At 31.6% G+C, this 16,651-nt stretch carries 14 protein-coding genes; 11 read left to right on the forward strand and 3 right to left on the reverse strand.

The window, feature by feature from the left end; genetic code table 11:
- The first annotated feature begins 88 nt into the window (after positions 1 to 88).
- The 4 genes from IWX80_RS03770 (at position 89) to IWX80_RS03785 (ending at position 5,013) form a co-directional block, all read left to right on the forward strand.
- Complete coding sequence (locus IWX80_RS03770) at positions 89 to 913, forward strand: universal stress protein (protein ID WP_196852219.1); 825 nt, start codon at positions 89 to 91, stop codon at positions 911 to 913.
- A gap of 351 nt (positions 914 to 1,264) precedes the next feature.
- The gene (locus IWX80_RS03775) at positions 1,265 to 2,629 is read left to right on the forward strand and encodes a phage integrase SAM-like domain-containing protein (RefSeq protein WP_196852220.1); all 1,365 of its coding nucleotides are present in this window, start codon (positions 1,265 to 1,267) and stop codon (positions 2,627 to 2,629) included.
- A gap of 464 nt (positions 2,630 to 3,093) precedes the next feature.
- Positions 3,094 to 3,693, forward strand: coding sequence for a hypothetical protein (locus tag IWX80_RS03780; RefSeq protein ID WP_196852221.1), 600 nt, complete (start codon positions 3,094 to 3,096; stop codon positions 3,691 to 3,693).
- A gap of 102 nt (positions 3,694 to 3,795) precedes the next feature.
- Positions 3,796 to 5,013, forward strand: a complete 1,218-nt coding sequence (locus IWX80_RS03785) for a tyrosine-type recombinase/integrase (protein ID WP_196852222.1) — start codon at positions 3,796 to 3,798, stop codon at positions 5,011 to 5,013.
- Positions 5,014 to 5,093: 80 nt separating this feature from the next.
- On the opposite strand, the gene IWX80_RS03790 is transcribed toward IWX80_RS03785, so the two are convergent.
- From IWX80_RS03790 to IWX80_RS03800, 3 genes are all read right to left on the reverse strand, one after another.
- Positions 5,094 to 5,381 carry a hypothetical protein gene (locus tag IWX80_RS03790; protein ID WP_196852223.1) on the reverse strand — a complete coding sequence of 96 codons (288 nt, stop codon included), beginning with the start codon at positions 5,379 to 5,381 and terminating at the stop codon, positions 5,094 to 5,096.
- Positions 5,382 to 5,516: 135 nt separating this feature from the next.
- Positions 5,517 to 6,305, reverse strand: a complete 789-nt coding sequence (locus IWX80_RS03795) for a hypothetical protein (protein WP_196852224.1) — start codon at positions 6,303 to 6,305, stop codon at positions 5,517 to 5,519.
- 310 nt (positions 6,306 to 6,615) lie between these two features.
- Positions 6,616 to 8,145 carry a hypothetical protein gene (locus tag IWX80_RS03800; protein WP_196852225.1) on the reverse strand — a complete coding sequence of 510 codons (1,530 nt, stop codon included), beginning with the start codon at positions 8,143 to 8,145 and terminating at the stop codon, positions 6,616 to 6,618.
- Positions 8,146 to 8,509: 364 nt separating this feature from the next.
- On the opposite strand from IWX80_RS03800, the gene IWX80_RS03805 reads away from it, so the two are divergent.
- The 7 genes from IWX80_RS03805 to IWX80_RS03835 all read left to right on the forward strand — a co-directional run bounded on the left by IWX80_RS03805 (position 8,510) and on the right by IWX80_RS03835 (position 16,651).
- Complete coding sequence (locus tag IWX80_RS03805; protein ID WP_196852226.1) at positions 8,510 to 10,927, forward strand: type I restriction-modification system subunit M; 2,418 nt, start codon at positions 8,510 to 8,512, stop codon at positions 10,925 to 10,927.
- Positions 10,918 to 12,147 (forward strand): restriction endonuclease subunit S, encoded by a 1,230-nt coding sequence (locus IWX80_RS03810; RefSeq protein ID WP_196852227.1) that lies wholly within the window; start codon positions 10,918 to 10,920, stop codon positions 12,145 to 12,147. Before IWX80_RS03805 ends, IWX80_RS03810 begins: the two co-directional genes overlap by 10 nt.
- Complete coding sequence (locus IWX80_RS03815) at positions 12,144 to 12,596, forward strand: hypothetical protein (protein WP_196852228.1); 453 nt, start codon at positions 12,144 to 12,146, stop codon at positions 12,594 to 12,596. The genes IWX80_RS03810 and IWX80_RS03815 overlap by 4 nt, the downstream gene beginning before the upstream one ends.
- Positions 12,597 to 13,346, forward strand: a complete 750-nt coding sequence (locus IWX80_RS03820) for a hypothetical protein (protein WP_196852229.1) — start codon at positions 12,597 to 12,599, stop codon at positions 13,344 to 13,346.
- Between the two features lie 29 nt (positions 13,347 to 13,375).
- Complete coding sequence (locus tag IWX80_RS03825) at positions 13,376 to 14,089, forward strand: hypothetical protein (RefSeq protein WP_196852230.1); 714 nt, start codon at positions 13,376 to 13,378, stop codon at positions 14,087 to 14,089.
- Between the two features lie 140 nt (positions 14,090 to 14,229).
- Complete coding sequence (locus tag IWX80_RS03830; protein ID WP_196852231.1) at positions 14,230 to 15,900, forward strand: WYL domain-containing protein; 1,671 nt, start codon at positions 14,230 to 14,232, stop codon at positions 15,898 to 15,900.
- 16 nt (positions 15,901 to 15,916) lie between these two features.
- The gene (locus tag IWX80_RS03835) at positions 15,917 to 16,651 is read left to right on the forward strand and encodes a hypothetical protein (protein WP_196852232.1); all 735 of its coding nucleotides are present in this window, start codon (positions 15,917 to 15,919) and stop codon (positions 16,649 to 16,651) included.

Raw genomic sequence — 16,651 nt, forward strand, 5'->3', positions numbered from 1 at the left:
TAAAATATTCAGTTGCTGTTAAAATATTTCTTATCTTTATTAGTGCATTAAAATAACAGTTCTTACCATAATTTAACACTTTCTAATTATGAAACGCATTTTAGTTCCAACCGATTTTTCCGAACATGCTGAAAATGCTCTAAAAGCAGCAGCCATAATTGCAAAAAAAAATAAATGCGAAATATTCTTGCTCCATTTATTAGAACTGCCCAACCAGATGAATGATGCAATAACAAGTGGAGGCAGTATTCCCGAAGTAATGTTATTCATTAAAAAAGCAAATGAAAAGCTCCAAAAAATCAAAGAACAACCTTACCTGAATGGAGTTTCCGTAAATGCTTCGGTTCAATTCGAAAGAGCTTTTAATGGGATTTTATCTTTTAACAAAAAGAACAAAATTGATTTAATAATCATGGGATCACATGGAACTTCAGGCATCGAAGAAGTTCTTATAGGTTCAAATACCGAAAAAGTGGTGCGCCTCTCTGACATACCAGTTTTAGTAATAAAAAAAGATGTTGGCGAATTAAATTTCAAGAATATTGTCTTCGCTTCTGATTTTTCAAAAGAAATTAGAAAACCGTTTAAAAAAATGGTAGAATTCATTGAGATTTTTGATACAAATCTATTTTTAGTTATGATTTGCACTCCAAATAGTTTCAAAACTACACTTAGTGCCGAAAAAACAATGAAGGATTTTATTGAAAACTATGATATTAAAAACTACTCCCTACATATTTTTAATGATACCAATATCGAAAACGGCATCACCAATTTCTCAAAAACAATTGACGCTGATTTAATTGGACTTTGCACCCATGGCCGAACCGGATTGGCTCATTTCTTTAACGGAAGTATCAGCGAAGACTTAGTGAATCACACTACTAAACCTGTTATAACGTTCAAAATTTAATAAATTCCTGAATTTGAATTTATTAAAAAGCAATCGCAATCATGATATTCACTTGCAAAGTCAAACAAACACTAAGTCAACAAAACCTTTTTTAAATTATAGGCATAAAAAAAACCCCTCAAATTGAGGGGTTTTACGTTGGTCTACAAGGACAAATATCTTAACACAACATAAAACACCAAATCCTTTCAACCCACATCATAATAAAGGGTTAACTAAGATTCCAATAAAAATAATATTCCATTTAATACCATTAAATATCATATTATACTATACTTTTACTACGTGAATTACTACGTGAAATACTATGAAATTTTTCAACCTATGACGGACCCTAAATTTTCTTTTTTTTTGGAATCAAAACCAAACAAGACTGGTGAACATTTAATCTTTTTAAACTTGTCATACGGACTCAGAGAATACGATGTAAAAACAGAAAAATACAAATACTTACCCTTAAAATTGTCGACTGGATTTACAATTAGAAAAGAGGACTGGGATCGTGAAAAATATTGCGGTAATACAACACATGTCAGGAAAAATGGCGTAGGATTAAACAATGCACTCAGCAAAATTAAAACCACTAGCACAGAACAATTACAAATTTTCGAAAACGAACACAATGGACTACCTACTACGAATGAATTAAAAACTATAATTCTTGAAAAACTAGGAAAAAGCAAAGACACAAGTAAAGACATTAGTATCACCAAATACATTTCCGACGAAGTAACAAGAAGAACTACTATTGAAATAACATCCAACCAAAGATGGTCTAAAGCTACCGGAAAGCAATATACAAATCTAGAAAACCATATCAAAAATTACGAAACAAAAAAAAACACAATACTAACCTTCGGTAAATTAACTGGCGAAATATTTTTAGATTTTTTCAAAGTAATAAATGATTTACATAAAATTGAAAATGGCGAATATTACGCTCATAATACTATAGTCAAAGAAAACAATCATTTTAAAGCCATTCTTAATTCCGCTTATAAAAATAACATTAAAATTGGCTTTAACCACCTTCATGAAAATTACGAGATAAAAGAGAGAGAAATAAAAAATGATATAGTTTTGACTACCGAACAACTTATCACCATCATTAATACCGATGTAAGTTTATCAAAAGAATTCACCCATGCACGTAACTATTTTATTATATCTTCATTTACTGGATTACGAATTAGCGATATGAAATTTTTATATAAAGTAGAACCTAAACATCAAATGCATAATTCAAAAAAATACTTTTGTTTCACGACTAAAATTAGAAAAAACAAAGAAAATAAAGATGAGCTAATAGTAACAATTCCGATATTGGCCCCATTAAAAGATTTACTAAATCAAAACAAAAACTTATTCCCTAAGTTCCCTGCGCAATCTAATATTAGAAAAGACATTACCAAATTTCTTAAATTCCTAAAATTCGAGAACCTAGTTGGTATAAAAAAATATTACTACACAGTTGATAACGCTGTCTTATTCAAAGAAAAATTATGTGATGTTTTCGGGCCACACGACTGTCGCAGCACATTTATCACTAATCTGAAAGATCTCGGTATTACAAGTAATGAAATCGAACCTATAACGCATCCAAAAAACAAGTCACAGTCAATTGTTGATCGTTACGACAAAACAGAATTGGCTTCTAAGGCCGTAAACTTCATTAATGTTCTAAATAGTAAGAACTCTGATTTGTATAAATATTAAACAAATTATAATTTAAAAGAGTAATAACTGAATAAAATTTTGAACTCGGAAACTCACGATTTGATTATTCTATATATAGTCTCTATAATATTTTATAAATTACTTTAACTTCATTGGATCTGCCAACTTCAATAAAAAGTTGCATAATCAATCGATTAATACTGTCCCACTAACAGGATATACACTTTCAAATTACCGTGAAAATAATTATAACGGAAACCATTTTAAACTTGAAATAATTAGTTCATACAAAATGTTCATTTTATAACTATCATGCATCTTTTTTCATGATTTTATATTTCTGTTACGTAGATGAAATTATTTAAGATAGACAATTCCGTACGTTCTTTTTTTTGAAACGAATGATGATATAATTGTACAAAATGATATATTTAATTTAATCTAATTTAAGTAAGATAATTGGTTATATAAACATCTAAAAAAAATACTATAATACTTAAAAGATGGAAAACTTAGCAGAAAAATTTCTCTTAAATATAAGTAATCAAATTAAAACAAATATTCTTAATACAGTACACGGTCCTTTTTACATAGAAAATTTTAATATTTGGATGTGTGCGATAGACGTAAATAAACCAACTTTTGGATCATTAAAATTTATCTTATCGGAAAATAAAGGCGGACAATATTCAACTCTAACTTTTGAATTTTATTCCGAAGAAAATCATGAATTATTACTGCAAATTTTTAAAAAGACTGAAAATTTACTAAATACAACGGTACATGGACTTTTTCAATCTGAGGGTTGCATTACTGTAGATTGGAAGTTAGAACTAAGTTATGATAAAGAAGTTTTCATTTTCCTGTGCAAAACTTTAAAATTTTTTCAGAAATTTTTCATTTTGATTAAGGATTTAGGACTCATTACATTAAAAAAAAGTGATGAATTATATAACCGAAATAACAGCACCTTTGCCTACACTCGTAAAAAAAAGTTGCCAAAAAAAATTAAGAAATCAAGAATTACATTACTGCGAAAAACTTGTCCCGCTTTTGCTATATCAACAAAAAGTTATTATTACATTAGCCAGAAAAACACTTAACGACGGTTTTTTTGAAGAATTAACTTTAGAACCATATAAATCACTTCACTTACTATTAAATTTGAGTAGATCTAACTATCGTATAACTCAAAATAATGTAATATGAACTATGAAAAAATCACAATTCTATTTGTAATAAATACAGCCAAAATCAATCAAAGAGGATTATGTCCGGTCAGTTGCCGAATTACACTTAACAAAGTGCGAAAACAATTTGCAACCGGGCTCTTTGTAAACCCGCACTATTGGGGAAACAAACTTCAAGAAGTAACGACTCAAGAGGCAAACCACAAATACATAAACGGACAACTAGAGCGAATTCAAGTCAAGATTTACAACATTGCCTTGGTATTTCAACTTCAGGGGATACCATTAAAAATAGACGACATTTACAATGAATACAAAGGAATACCACTCAAAAAAGAAGAATATATATTATCTTGTTACAGGAAATATGTTTCAAGAATACAAAAATTAGTTGATATCGAAATAAAAGAAAACACCTATGAAAAATTCGTTTATGTTGGAAACCATCTAGAAGCGTTCATAAAATGGAACTTTAAAAAATCAGATTTCCCTTTAAAAGAATTAAGCCTGCGGTTTCTGGATGATTTTGACTACTACCTGAAGACAGAAAAATACATCAAGCAAATCACCATTAATAAAATCATTCAAAGACTTAGAACACCCATAAAACAAGCCATTTCTGAAGGTTATTTAGACAGAGACCCATTTATATTATATAAATCAAAAAAAGTACACAAAGAGGTCATATTCCTTACTACGGAAGAACTCAAAATCATTGAAGAATCCACTTTCCAACCAAAAAGATTAAGCATAATCCAAGACTTATTTATTTTTTGCTGTTATACAGGATTAGCCTATAATGAAATGGCACATCTGAAAATAAAAAATATTCAGCCAGGTTTCGACAACATGAAGTGGATCCAAATGAAACGAGAAAAAACACAACGTCAAATATCTATTCCAATTCTTCCAAAAGCACAGGAAATAATCGATAAGTATTTAGTAGAGAGTAATTTCGTATTCCCCGTCTTAAGCAATCAAAAATTCAATGCCTATCTTAAAGAAATTGCAATCATTACAGAAATTGATAAAAGGATTACACACCACACCGCTAGAAAGACATTTGCCTCAACCGTTTTACTTTACAATGATGTTCCAATGGAAATAGTATCCGAATTATTAGGTCATTCGAATATGACAATCACTCAGGAAAGCTATGGGAAAGTAGTCCAAAAGAAAGTAAGTGAAGAAATGCAAAAATTAAAATTAAGAATAGATAAAATTCCAATTTAAAAGCACTGGTAGTTGTAATGACCCCTCAAAATTTATCGAGCGGTCATTTTTTAGTTTTACTGTTAGATTTTTAAAAGTTGCTACGATAGTAATTCCTCTATTGCTTGGGTCCGTTGGCATATAATATAATTAGATATGGCATTTTCATTTAATTTCCATTTTGATTCTTTCCACCCGCTTCCCATAGTGATAGAATTCGACAATCCTATTTCGGCTAATTTTTGCGAAAGTTTACAGGCCTGAAATATTGTCATGAAATGACACGGATTAATTTCTGAACAAATAATTATTAGCCGAAAAGCTAGTTGCTCATTATCTGTCATTGTGATTATTTTCAATATTTTACTAGCGATTGCATCTATTTTCATTTTTTATTATTTTAGGATTAATTTAATTGAAATATTTTTTTTGGTTGCGTGCTTACCATAGGATACAACGTTATTTTCGTTTTACATTTGGTTTATCATTATTAATGGGGCTTTGAGCCCCATTAATTATAGTTCTTAGAGAGGTTTGGATTTCAGTATTTCTAGAATTGCACTTTCTCGCTGGTATCCCCTTATAAGATAATCATCACAATTTATTTGATAAAATCTCGTTGACCAAAAAATACTGTGTTTCAAATGAGGATTGTTTTTGCATTTAAAAACGCAATGTACTTTTTTTGGGCAATCTTCTAATGTAGACAATTGATTACTAGAGCAGTCAAAAGAGTCGACTTTTTTCGGATATCCTTCTATTGTAGTCAATAAATTATTAGAACAATTAAAATCATATTTAAGTCGTTTATTTACCCCGACTAAATCAGATAATTTATTGTTCGAACAGTCAAAATCCTCGCCAACTTTAGTCGGCCCATTTTCAAGACTAGTTAGCTGATTATTTGAGCAATATAGGCTAAGATGAATTCTACTAGTTATACCACTTAAGGAATCCAATCGATTGTAAGCACAGTCAAAATCACCACCGACTTTAACTGGCGCACCAACTAAAGAAGTTAATTTATTATGTGAACAATCAAACCCCATTGTACTCACCAGATAGAATAAAAAATCATCATCATCACATTTTTGATGTTTCCCAACAGATTTCGGCGCACCGACAAGCGAAGTCAAATTATTACTAGAGCAATCAAAACTTCCAATAATTGCTCTGAATTTCAGGGGCAGTTTGTTTAAATTTTGATTGGAAATATCGACATTTCCGTGTACATCTATACTTCTATCTCTATTGATAACATAGTTTGTTATTCCGTGTTTTTTGCATACCGATTCAATTCTTTTTTGAGTCATTTTTTTAAATTATTTAAAAGTTATAAATGATATATCTTTATTAGTCAAAAAAGTTTAGAAAATTTTAATATTTTTTTTCGAAATACTTTATTTCAAAAATAAAACCTTGATTTAATTGGGAAAAGTTGCCATTATTAAAGTAAATTAATTGGATCCGCTTTCAATATAAATTCTAATTTATCCTCATAAAAATTGAATAACGAAGTACGTAACTCGTAAAGACATTCACCAAAAGGATTTCTGTGCCTCTTTTTATTTCCAATAATAGAACAGTACTTATCAAAACGATTTCTTAGATGTCATTATTTTACTAAACTAAATCGGCAGTTGTAAACACCGATAAATCAACCGCAACTTCGTTCATGACTTCAATTACTTTTTGAGAAAATACTGGATCAAAAAATAACGCATCATAAATATAGCCAACAAAAATTCCTTCTTCATTTAGTCTTGACACAACCTCTGTCATCATCTGAACCTCTTTGGCAAATAGGCGGCGGGAAGTTATCTTATGTTCGAACGCGCTACTATTTTTTTCCTCAATAATTGCATGCAACATGGATGATTCCTGTTTGTGATAATAATCGAACAACGGTGACTGCTTCATTTGCCAGACCGTTTTGTTGAAAAAGGATAAGTGTTCCTTCTTTACTAGTGCTAGTTCCTCTTTAATCTTTTCATCTTCAGTCTCTTTACACAAATCTGTATGCTTCAAATTTCTGGTGCTTCCACCATATAGCTTCATTGCTATATTCGGATGCAGGCAAGAATAATCTGCTTCGGCAACTGACAGACCATTAATCTTAATTAATTTCCTAATCCAACCTGGCATAAGGGTGAATGAATCTACTATTCTACCACCACTCTTCTCATTTCCTGGTCTCGGTATAAGCAACCCATTTTTCGTTAAATACTCAAATACTTTCAAAGAATCTTCCACAAAAACAAGTTTATCCGGATTCTGATAGTAAGCTTTACCTTTTTTATTATTAAAAATGAGCATCTTACCTTTTTTATTGGGAAGTCCTATTTTTACCAGCCTCTTAGCTTCTATAAGAATTTCATCTTCGGTAGGCAGGACTATACTTTTATAGAATTCAAGCAAGTTTATACAAATCGTATTGCCATTAGCTACTACTAACTTACGTTGACATGATTTTTTAAACAATCCCTGCACTTTAACGCTTTGTAATTTGTAGGGAACGAATCCTTTACTTCTGTACGCAGCACCTAAGCGATATTTGGTACTATGCTTATCAACCACATAGTTCCAACATTCGAGTATGGGTCCTTTTTCATATTCGTATAGTAATGCATCTTTAACGTATTGATACGTCTTTGCATTTATTCGCAGTAATTGTCGTAAATATGCAGCTCGCAGAGATTTCCACCCATTTGGACTTGATCCGTTTTTTATGTTACGATGGGTAGAACTCAATTGCGATAAAAACAACAAGCACAATTCAACAGCTACCTTTCGATTTGCAACCGTTTTGTCCTGTCCGTGTATTCTATCTAAAATATTTTTAGGTAAATCTCGCTCAATTAATGTTTTCACTTTTGTCGGAACGGAAATTGTGTTTTGATTCTTAAAAAAAAGTGTCGCAAACTGTGTATAAATATCATCTGTTTTACCACTACCTTTTTCAGCATTAACCCCTGTATTATATGGTATTTCAGGTGATTTGTTGTCATCATTATCTGTTACATCATTAGTGATATAATTAGATTGATATTTAATTAATTTTGATAAATGGTGGTGAGTTAGATTAGATTTATTTCTAATTACAATTTTACGTCTTGTAGAGATCCTTTTAACTTGATTTGTTGATTTTGACATAGAATATATACTTAATTGATTAAGCCAAGACCTTACTTTAATTAGCTAAAAATGCCCTGACAATCCTTATAGCGTACGTTGCCTAAAAAGTTCATTTTATATCTAAATAATTAAGTAGAAAATACCTTAAACTGATATCGATTTATAAATCCAATGCAAAATCCATCACAGCGCAAGCCTTGCTCACCCATGAGTAAAGGCGTTTTAGTTGTTGAAAAACTGAGCTAAATATTAAAACCCACTTATTATAAATAAAAATCACTCTTTACGGCTTCCCTCATTTGGGTTAATAAAATAATGGTTACTTTAGCAGCACATGATCTCTTTAAATAAAAACTCTCAACATTAAGAATAGCATACTACAATGGCAATTAAAAAATCAGAATTATATAGCTCATTATGGGCAAGTTGTGACGAATTACGAGGCGGGATGGACGCATCTCAATATAAAGATTACGTACTTACCTTACTTTTTGTAAAATATGTTTCCGACAAATACGGTAATAAAAAAGATAGCCTGATTGAAGTTCCGGAAGGTGCTTCATTTGATGATATGATTGCCCTTAAAGGAAAATCGGATATAGGGGAACAAATCAACAAGAAAATACTTAAACCCCTTTTTGCTGCCAATGGATTGGAAGGATCCATGGAACTGGTAGATTTTGATGATGATGACAAACTAGGAAGTGGCAAAGAAAAAATAGATTTACTAACTAACCTGATTTCTATTTTTGAAAACCCTGGTTTAAACTTCAAGAACAACCGCGCCGAAGATGATGATATATTAGGTGATGCCTATGAATTCTTGATGAGACACTTTGCACAGGATAGTGGGAAAAGTAAAGGTCAATTCTACACGCCCTCAGAAGTTTCACGAATATTAGCTAAAGTAATTAGTGTAGACAAAGCTGACAAACCGTCTTATACAGTTTATGATCCGACATGCGGGTCGGCATCGCTTTTATTGAAAGTTGTTGATGAATCAAAGAAAGGATTAACGATTTACGGACAAGAAAAGGATATTGCCACCAAGGGCTTAGCCATAATGAATATGTGGCTACACGGTCATCCAGAAGCTGAAATTGCTGGAAAAAACACTATTGCTGATCCACAACATAAAGAAAACGGGAAACTAAAACGTTTTGACTATGTCGTGGCAAATCCACCATTTTCAGTTAAAAATTGGAGCAATGGCATTTCACCAATAGATGATGAATACAATCGTTTTAGAGGGTATGGAATACCACCAGACAAAAATGGTGATTATGCTTTTCTATTACATATTATTGCATCCTTAAATAGCACTGGAAAAGGGGCTATTATTTTACCGCATGGTGTTTTATTTAGAGGTAATGCTGAAGCAGAAATTCGTAAAAACATTATTGAAAGAAAACTCATAAAGGGTATCATTGGTTTACCGGCCAACTTATTTTACGGTACCGGTATACCTGCTTGTATAATTGTTATTGACAAGGAAGATACTGAAAACCGTAAAGGTATCTTTATGATTGATGCTGCTAAGGGTTTTATGAAAGATGGGAACAAAAACCGCTTGCGTGAGCAAGACATTCATAAAATTGTTGATGTATTTAATAACGAAAAAGACACTGACAAATTCGCTCGATTCGTTACTTTCGATGAAATAGAAAAAAACGAATACAACCTAAACATTCCCCGTTATATTGACACCCAAGAAAGTGAGGATATACAAGACTTATTTGCACACTTAAATGGTGGTATTCCTAAACGCGATATAGATGATTTGGGATCATTTTGGACAATATATCCTAATTTACAAAAGGATTTATTCAAACCATTTTCAGATAATTATTTACAATTGACTGTTGCGCCATCTGAAATTAAAGAAACCATTTTTTCACATGCTGAATTTAAAGGATATAGTGAATTATTAGAAAAAACGTATAACAGCTGGAAATCTAAAGTCTATAACTCTTTAACCGATATCACCTTAGAAACTGCACCTAAAAAATTCATTCATTCACTTTCGGAAGCTTTGCTTAATGAATACCATGGAAAAGCACTGGTTGACAATTACACCATCTACCAACATTTGATGAATTACTGGGATGAAACCATGAAAGATGATGTCTATTTGATCGTAGAAGATGGCTGGGAAGCTAAAGTAAAACGTGTAATCGAAAAAAACAGTAAAGGAAAAGAAATAGATAAAGGTTGGGTTTGCGATTTAATCCCAAAAAAATTGGTCATCAACAAATTCCTAACTAATCAAGAATTAGCATTACAAATAAAGCAAACTGAACTAGAGCTTCTACAGATAGAAATTGCAGAATTAGAGGAAGAACATACCGGCGAGGAAGCCATTCTAGCTGATGCTACTAATGATAACAACAAAATAACCAAAGCCACCGCTACCAAACGATTGAAGGAAATTAAAAACGACAAAATCGAAAAGGCAGCCGTTGAGTTGCTAGAAAAAGTATTGACATTATTTGAAAAAGAAGCCAAAACCAAAAAAGAGATTAAATTCCTTGAAGACCAATTAGACCAATTGACTTTAGAACAATTTGGTAAACTTACGCCCGATGAAGTAAAAGCATTAGTTATTGATGACAAATGGCTCACCACCATAAAAGCCAATATACAAACCGAAATTGATGGCATCAGCCAACGTTTAACCGGCAGAGTAAAAGAATTAGCAGACCGCTATTCCACTACGCTGTTAGCTTTAAACCAAAGAACCAAAACTCAAGAAGAAAAAGTTTTACAGCATTTACAAAAAATGGGATTGGTATGGAACTAGAGAACGGTTATAAACAAACGGAAATTGGTGTTATACCTAGTGATTGGCACGTTTTAAATTTAGGTAAATCATCAACTTTAAAAGCAAGAATTGGTTGGCAAGGATTAACGACTGCTGAATACTTAAAAAGCGGTGATTATTTCTTAATTACAGGAACAGACTTTAAAGATGGGTATATTGACTGGGATAATTGTGTTTATGTTGAAAAAGAAAGATATGTCCAAGATAAGAATATTCAAGTAAAAATAGATGATATTCTAGTAACCAAAGATGGTACAATTGGCAAAGTTGCATTTGTAGATAAAGTCCCAAAAGAAACAACTTTAAATAGCGGTGTCTTTGTAGTTAGACCAATTAGTAAAATTTATAATTCTAGGTATCTCTATTACATTTTGATGTCAGAATATTTTAAAGACTTTCTTAATAGACTAACTGCTGGTTCTACAATTTCTCATTTATATCAAAAGGATTTTATCTTTTTTGATTTTCCAAAACCATCCCTTAAAGAACAAACAGCGATTGCCACAGCTTTGTCCGATATCGATAATTGGATAAATAGTTTAGAGCAATTACTTGGCAAAAAACGCCAAATCAAACAAGGGGCTATGCAAGAATTATTACAACCAAAAAAAGGTTGGAAAGTGAAGAACTTGGGGGATATAGTTGATTTTAAAAATGGTGCAGCTCACGAAAATGTAGTAGATAAAAATGGAAGATATATTATTGTAAATTCCAAATTTATTTCACAAAATGGAAATGTGGTAAAACATTCCAATTTGAATTTATGCCCTTTATATAAAGGTGAAATCGCTATGGTTATGAGTGATATCCCAAACGGAAAAGCTTTAGCTAAATGCTTTATAGTTGAAAAAAATACTTTATACACACTTAATCAAAGAATTTGCGCTTTTAAAGCAAAAGAAGATTTTGATGAAAAATTTATTTTTTATAAGATAAATAGAAATGACTACTATCTATCCTTTGATAGTGGCAGTGGCCAAACAAATTTGAGAAAAGATGAAGTATTGAACTGTCCAATCACTTTTCCTAATACAAAATCAGAACAAACCCGTATTGCCACCATTTTAAGCGATATAGATACTGAAATAGAACAACTAGAAACCAAACTAAACAAATCGAAGCAAGTTAAACAAGGTATGATGCAGAATTTGTTAACGGGAAGAATTAGATTAGTGAAAAATGAAGGCAAAAACTTATGAGCGAAGCAGTAATTATTTCAAGTATACTAGGTGGTTGTGGTTTAATAATCACTATAATTTATAACTATTCAAATTATAAATTAGCTAGTCATAAAATGCAAAAAGAGTTGTTTACAGAGTTCAACAACAGGTACAATGAATTAAATGGTGATTTAAACTTATTAGGAAGTACTTCACCAAAAACATTTTCTGACTTTTTTTTACCCGAAGATCAAATAAGGATTAAAGGGGTCGTTTATGATTTTTTCAATCTTTGTGCTGAGGAACATTATTGGAAAAAAGAAGGAAGAATACCTTTAAAAGTTTGGATAAGTTGGGAAAAAGGGATGAATGACATTTATAATCGAAGTAAAGTAATTCAAGAAATGTGGGATGAAGAATGTCAAAACAAGGGCTATACATCTTACTACATCGATAAAAAAGATACATTTTTAAAATTGAGAAATTAAATGAAAGAAGTATTTATAGCTTATTTTGATTTTTTAGGATTCAAGGAATTCATTCTAAATAATGACGAGGAAACATTGATCCGAAGAATGGGACATATATTTCGTGATATAGAATTTGCCATTGGTCAAGGAAAATATCAAGAACCGTTTGAAGGAAAAATACTTGCTGATCTATCTCATTCAAAACTCAACACTTTAAATATTTCTGACACAGTAGTATTTTGGACTAATGACACCAGTATGAAAAGTTTAGAAGAGCTTCTTAAGGTTGCTTATGACTTCAATTGGCGAGAAAATCTATATAATTTTCCATTAAGAGGTTCAATTACTAAAGGCAAAATCAGCATTGTGGATGGTCGGAACAAAAATGAAAAAGGTGGCTCGTACGGAGTAAGTTGCTTATACGGGAAAGGGATTGTTAATGCCCATATAAAAGCAGAAAGCCAAGTATGGGCAGGTACTGTTATAGATAATTCTATTATAAGTGAGTTTGCCAGCGAAGTTGAAGCTGCTGGGTTTTTAGAATCTTATGCTGTAAAATATAAAGTCCCTTATAAATCAGAAGGTATTCAAGATGATGATGAGTTTGTTTTAAGATTAACCAAAGGAACCTTAAATCCTGAAAGTTTTAAAAACCTTTCGGCCGATCTAGAAAGGGTATTTAGTCAGGATAATAAATCAACATCGCATCCAAGTGTGCAATTAAAAATTAAGAACACTATTGATTTTTTGAGCACTTTTAAAGAATAATTTATTTTATTAAATAATTCAATATTGAAATGAAAGGAAGTAAAAATGCCGTTTTAAAACTTGTAGGATATAGTGATTTTTTAAAAGTCATTAACCACTTGCTTAAGTCAACCAAAGCAAGTGTGACTACTTATGATAATTGGATGCCTAAAAGTGCTCTTTTTGATAAGGAAGCAGAATTGAATGATTTTTTAAAACACAATTTTAGTCCAGAATTGGGTGCAGAAATAACTAATTGGTGGTTATTCAAAGACACGACAACACCCAATTGGGATTTAATTTCTACTTGTACTATTAACGGCAAAAGAGGTTTGGTACTAGTGGAAGCCAAGGCACATATAGATGAGTTAAAAAACGATTGTAAGAGTGATCCTAGTTTGAGTGATAATTCTATAAAGAATCATGATAAAATAGCCAAAGCAATCGAAGAAGCTAATGTTGGAATTAACAAAGGTAACAATAATGTGCAGCTTTCCAGAGATAGTTGTTACCAACTTTCAAACCGTATTGCTCACGCATGGTGGTTAGCAGACAAAGGAATACCTGTGGTATTATTGTATTTAGGTTTTGAGGACTGCAAAGATATGGATAACGGTAAAAACAAACTTTTCAAAAAAGAGGAAGAGTGGCAAACTTGTTTTTTAGAACATGCTAAAATAATAGGTGCCGATACACTTATTGACAAAACATTGAATTGTGGGGAGAGCTCTTTTGTAATGATTTGTAGGAGTTTAAAAAGCTAAAATAAATAAGTCGGGATAACAAATCAAAATCGCATCCAAGCGTATGATTATAGATTATGAACAGGGTGGACTTTTTGCGCATCTTTAAAGGATGAACAAAAAGTAGTTAATTAATGAATATTTAAATTTAATACCAATTTATGTTTCTACAAATAACAAATAAAGATACTTTAGGGAATATTGCAACTTCCGGCAGCATGACTAACACAACGACTATGTATCTGCTTATTGCAGTATTGGCATTTGGATTGTTATTCTATTTTATTTTCAAAGGAAAAAAGACAAGACCTAAAAAATATTATTCTTCTACTTCATCAAAACCTAAACCTATTCCAATACTAACGAAAGAAGTGAAAAAAGAAATAGATATTGATGTACCGGATAATCGCATTAAACTTAAATCAATTGTGGTTCCGGATAATATAGCTATAGAACTAAAAGAACCAAAAGTTATACCTAAGGAAGAAATTAAAATCCCTACGAAAATTGTAGAACCGGTTGTTATCCCTGAACCCGAAGAACAAACGAAAGAAAAATACATTGGGTACAATCCTATCAACCTATTTGCTCAAACTGAACCTTACAGTTTCCCTTATGTTATCATGCCACCACCCAATTGTGTGATTAAGTTTCCGAGAAAAGGCAGGACAGGTAGAAAAGGATTTAAAGAAGAAGCTTTTAAGACATCTATTGAAAAGTATTTTAGAAATTCACATCAAGTATATGATGATCGCTTACTTCTAACGAAAAATAATTCAAATGCATACGAACCCGATTTTGTATTAGTAAACGAGAAAAACGGAGTCAATATTTTTTTAGACATTGAAATTGATGAGCCCTACGAAGGTATAAATGATATTGAAAATAGAAAGTCAACTCATTATCAATACGCAGACACCAACAGAAATAATGCTTTTAAAAACAGAGGCTGGATCGTCATTCGTTTTGCAGAAATCCAAGTACACCAGCAACCTGATTCTTGTTGTAAATTTATTACCGATGTTTTAAAAAGTATACATACCGAATATTCATTTCCAGCATTTTCACAATCGGTACCTAAAATTAATCCTGTAAAACAATGGACAAATGCAGAAGCTAGACTATGGTCTGTAGAAAAATACAGAGAACGTTATTTGGGAATTGAGCGTTTTGGTGTCACAGCTAATGAAAAATCACTAATTGAACTCGAAGAAACAATACTTGGTGAAACCATTGAGGAACAAGTTAAAGATGATGAAATTAAACTTTTTAAATTTCAAGAAAAGCCGTTAGATGCTTTTAATAAAATTTTTAAGGCAACAACTTTTGGAAAATACATTTCATTTTCGATAAGGAATAAAAAAACGATTTTTAAACCAACCCATGTTAATGAACATGAAGTGTCAGGTTTTTGTTATGTTAAGAATGTTAAAAGAACTTATCCTCTTACATCATTAGAAAACTTAGAAATTAAGGACAATTATTATACCGTTCGTGTTGCTGGTCCGACAATAGGAATAGCTAAAGTTTCAAGTATTGTAAATACAGCTATTGAGTACAAAAAATATATAAGAATGAAATACACGAGAGCCTCATGGCAACAAATGCTTGTTGATATTGAAACTGGTGAACTCATCTTGGATCGTATAGAAGCAGAAGAAAGTATTCGAACAATATCTGATGTACAATTGGCAATAAACGCACTGTCTGAGGATCACATAGAAGCATATCGATTAAATAGTAATTACCTGACCGCGTATTGCAATAAAAGAGAAGAGCAAAGAACATTTCGTTTCGACCGAATAGGAGAGATAGAGATATTAGACCTATAACTTATTACGAATCAAAATGACCAAAATTAGCCAAATTAATACTGTACTTCGAGAGTATTTTGAAGTCAATAAAAGAATTAATATTATTCCTGCCAAGTACATGATGTCTTATTTTATTTTAGCTGGTATATTTGAAAAAGACACTAAAAACGGTTTGCCCATTCGAGCAATTCTGAGAAGATTAGACCAAAAAAATGAATTACATCAAATACCATTTGTATATGCTGAACGCAAAGCAGCAAATACCAATTGGTTTTTTCAACGAAATGGTGCTTCAACTTCTGGCACCAAAAAATTAACGTCAAAAACAAATTTAAAAGAGGTTACAAAAACTACCACCCGAAAAGACAGCGATGAACATTATATTTTAGACTTATGTGATGAAGTCTTGGGACTTAAAGGATCACGCCAACATCGCTTTGATTTCTTAGTAGGCGATCCTAATAAAGAAGGAAAGTGCGCTAAATTACCTGTGGATAGTTATTATCCGGAATCGAATTTAGTTATCGAATATAAAGAGCAACAACATACGAAACCCAATAAACATTTCGAGAAACCCGATCTGTTTACGGTAAGCGGTGTTCACAGAGGCGAGCAACGCAAAATTTATGATAAAAGACGTTTAGAAATTTTACCCCTGCACGGTATTAAGGTTATCGAGATTTCATATTCGGATTTCGAACACGATGGGAAAGATAGAATTTTGAGGAAAGATGGGGATGTGGAGAGAGTGAAGAAATTAATAAAGTAG

The sequence above is a fragment of the Flavobacterium sp. CAN_S2 genome, assembly GCF_015752255.1.
Lineage (GTDB): Bacteria > Bacteroidota > Bacteroidia > Flavobacteriales > Flavobacteriaceae > Flavobacterium.

Excerpts from the sequence above, each read along its gene's own strand:
- IWX80_RS03830 (WP_196852231.1), top strand. The coding sequence starts at position 14,230 with ATGTTTCTACAAATAACAAATAAAGATACTTTAGGGAATATTGCAACT.
- IWX80_RS03825 (WP_196852230.1), top strand. The coding sequence starts at position 13,376 with ATGAAAGGAAGTAAAAATGCCGTTTTAAAACTTGTAGGATATAGTGAT.
- IWX80_RS03780 (WP_196852221.1), top strand. The coding sequence starts at position 3,094 with ATGGAAAACTTAGCAGAAAAATTTCTCTTAAATATAAGTAATCAAATT.
- IWX80_RS03800 (WP_196852225.1), bottom strand. The coding sequence starts at position 8,145 with ATGTCAAAATCAACAAATCAAGTTAAAAGGATCTCTACAAGACGTAAA.
- IWX80_RS03785 (WP_196852222.1), top strand. The coding sequence starts at position 3,796 with ATGAACTATGAAAAAATCACAATTCTATTTGTAATAAATACAGCCAAA.
- IWX80_RS03810 (WP_196852227.1), top strand. The coding sequence starts at position 10,918 with ATGGAACTAGAGAACGGTTATAAACAAACGGAAATTGGTGTTATACCT.
- IWX80_RS03790 (WP_196852223.1), bottom strand. The coding sequence starts at position 5,381 with ATGAAAATAGATGCAATCGCTAGTAAAATATTGAAAATAATCACAATG.
- IWX80_RS03815 (WP_196852228.1), top strand. The coding sequence starts at position 12,144 with ATGAGCGAAGCAGTAATTATTTCAAGTATACTAGGTGGTTGTGGTTTA.
- IWX80_RS03770 (WP_196852219.1), top strand. The coding sequence starts at position 89 with ATGAAACGCATTTTAGTTCCAACCGATTTTTCCGAACATGCTGAAAAT.
- IWX80_RS03805 (WP_196852226.1), top strand. The coding sequence starts at position 8,510 with ATGGCAATTAAAAAATCAGAATTATATAGCTCATTATGGGCAAGTTGT.
- IWX80_RS03835 (WP_196852232.1), top strand. The coding sequence starts at position 15,917 with ATGACCAAAATTAGCCAAATTAATACTGTACTTCGAGAGTATTTTGAA.
- IWX80_RS03795 (WP_196852224.1), bottom strand. The coding sequence starts at position 6,305 with ATGACTCAAAAAAGAATTGAATCGGTATGCAAAAAACACGGAATAACA.
- IWX80_RS03820 (WP_196852229.1), top strand. The coding sequence starts at position 12,597 with ATGAAAGAAGTATTTATAGCTTATTTTGATTTTTTAGGATTCAAGGAA.